The sequence below is a fragment of the Pseudonocardia pini genome (genome assembly GCF_013870575.1).
Taxonomy (GTDB): Bacteria; Actinomycetota; Actinomycetes; order Mycobacteriales; family Pseudonocardiaceae; genus Pseudonocardia; species Pseudonocardia pini.
Genome location: NZ_JACBXB010000886.1, coordinates 1 through 2,061 on the forward strand (window position 1 = coordinate 1; position 2,061 = coordinate 2,061).

A 2,061-nucleotide genomic window follows, 5' to 3' on the forward strand; every position below is an offset into this window, starting at 1 on the left:
GCGTTCGAGGCGTACTTGATCATCTCGGCGGTGCGGGTGGTCGTCTCGATCAGCGGGACGTCGGTGAACCCCGCGTAGAGCAGGCGCAGCGCCTCGAGCGCGATCGGGTCGCCGCCGATCACCAGCCGGTCCGGCTCCAGGAAGTCGGCGACCGCCTGGCCCTCGGTGAGGAACTCCGGGTTGGCCCCCAGCCCCAGGTCGCGGCCGCGGGTCAGCCCGCAGGCGCGGGTCAGCGCCTCCGCGACGATGCCGTCCGTGACCCCCGGGACCACGGTGCTCTTGACCACCACGACCGGGGGTGCGGAGTCCGGCGGCCGCGCGCGCAGGGCCGTCCCCACCTGCTCCGCCGCGGACTCCAGGAACGAGGTGTCGATGCTGCCGTCGGCCCGGGAGGGGGTCCCGACGCAGAGCAGCGTGAGGTCCGCCGTCCGCACGGCCGCGGCGAGGTCCCCCGTCGCGCGCACGGACCGGCCCACGTGGCGTTCGAGCAGCTCGGCGAGTCCGGGCTCGACGATCGGCGAGGTGCCCGCCATGATCGCCGCGACCCGGGCCGGGTCGGCGTCGACGCAGGTCACCTGATGACCGTGCGCGGCGAGGCCGACCGCCGAGACCAGCCCGACGTAGCCCGCGCCGACCACACAGACGCGCATCAGGCCTCGCTCCCGCCGGTGTTGCCCGCGTACCAGAGCAGCGTCCGGCGCAGCCCCTCCTCGAGGCCGACCTCCGGCAGGTAGCCCAGCTCGGTGCGCGCCTTGGTCAGGTCCGGGCACCGCCGGTTCGGGTTGTCCACCAGGTAGGCCTGTTCACCACTGACCCGGCGGGTGACCTGCAGGGTCGAGCCGAACAGCTCCTTCGCCTGCCGGACCAGCGCCTCGGCGAGCTCGGTCATCGAGATCTCGGGCTCCTCGGTGCCGATGTTGTAGGGCTCCCCGTCGCCGCCGCGCAGCAGGGCGAGGTAGTAGCCGGTGACCGCGTCGGACACGTAGCAGAAGGTCCGGGTGGGTGAGCCGTCCGACAGCAGCGCCACGTCGCGGCCCTCGAGCACGTCCCGGCACAGGTCGGCGATGACCCGGCCGTCGGTGATCTTCATGCCCGGTCCGAAGTTGTTGAACGGCCGCGCCATGCGCACCGGGACCCCGCGCTCCCGCGCGAAGTTCACGCAGAGGGTCTCGCCGTAGCGCTTGGACTCGTCGTAGCAGGCCCGCGGCCCGGTGCAGGAGACGAGGCCGCGGTAGGTCTCGGGCGTCGGGATCGCGGTCGGCTCGGGATCGCCGTAGATCTCGCTGGAGGAGAAGAACAGGAAGCCCTGGACCGGACGCGCCGTGGACCGCGCGGCGGCCATGTCGAGCAGGCTGCGCAGCCCGGTGATGTTCGCGTCCATGGTCTCGATGGGGTGGGCGCGGTAGTACGTCGGCGAGGCGATGCCCGCGGCATGGATGATCCACTCGACGTCGTCGAGGTCGGTGGGGAGCGGCTCCCGGACGTCCACGGTCCGCAGGTCCACGTCCGGCCGGGTGGCCAGCTCGCCGAGCCAGGCCGGCACGCCGCGGATGTAGTTGTCGAGCACGGTCACCCTGATCGGCGGGTACTCCGGGTGGGCGTCGTTCCAGGCCAACGGGACCTGGACGAGGTAGTAGCCCAGGAACCCGGCACCCCCGGTGATCAACAGCCTGCCACCCGCCATGCGGGCCAGGTCGGCGTCGAGCCACTGGATGATGCGGGCCAGGTCGTCGGCCCGCACCTGCTCCGCGCGGGCCCCGGCGTCGTCGGGCGAGATCATGCGCGTCTCCCGTCTCGTCATGCGTTGAGGGCGTGCTGGTCGGGCTGCACCGCGCGCGGGCTCGGCTCGGCCAGGACCCAGCTCCCGCCACCGGACTCGACGCCGGGGTACCGGCGTCGGACCTCGTCGAGGAGGTCGGGGACGAAGAGGAGGACCTCGTCGGGCCGGGCCTCCAGCATCGCCTCGGGCGAGACGACGGCGATGCCGGTCCCGGGGATCCGGCGCCCGTGCTTCGCGGGCGAGCCGTCCGCGATCGCGGGCAGCAGGTCGGGGCCGATGCC

3 protein-coding genes are annotated in these 2,061 nt (G+C 73.2%); all 3 read right to left on the bottom strand.

What is annotated here, in order from left to right:
- Positions 1–650 (bottom strand): nucleotide sugar dehydrogenase (locus H5J29_RS30370; protein WP_181784386.1); only part of this gene is annotated, 650 nt, incomplete at its 3' end.
- The gene (locus H5J29_RS30375) at positions 650–1,780 is read right to left on the bottom strand and encodes an NAD-dependent epimerase/dehydratase family protein (protein ID WP_181784387.1); all 1,131 of its coding nucleotides are present in this window, start codon (positions 1,778–1,780) and stop codon (positions 650–652) included. The genes H5J29_RS30370 and H5J29_RS30375, both read right to left, overlap by 1 nt.
- 17 nt (positions 1,781–1,797) lie before the next feature.
- A partial coding sequence (locus H5J29_RS30380; protein WP_512700150.1) for a Rossmann-fold NAD(P)-binding domain-containing protein occupies positions 1,798–2,061 on the bottom strand: 264 nt, incomplete at its 5' end.

Bases quoted from the DNA above. Each gene is read 5' to 3' on its own strand.
- H5J29_RS30375 (WP_181784387.1), bottom strand. From the start codon at position 1,780: ATGATCTCGCCCGACGACGCCGGGGCCCGCGCGGAGCAGGTGCGGGCC.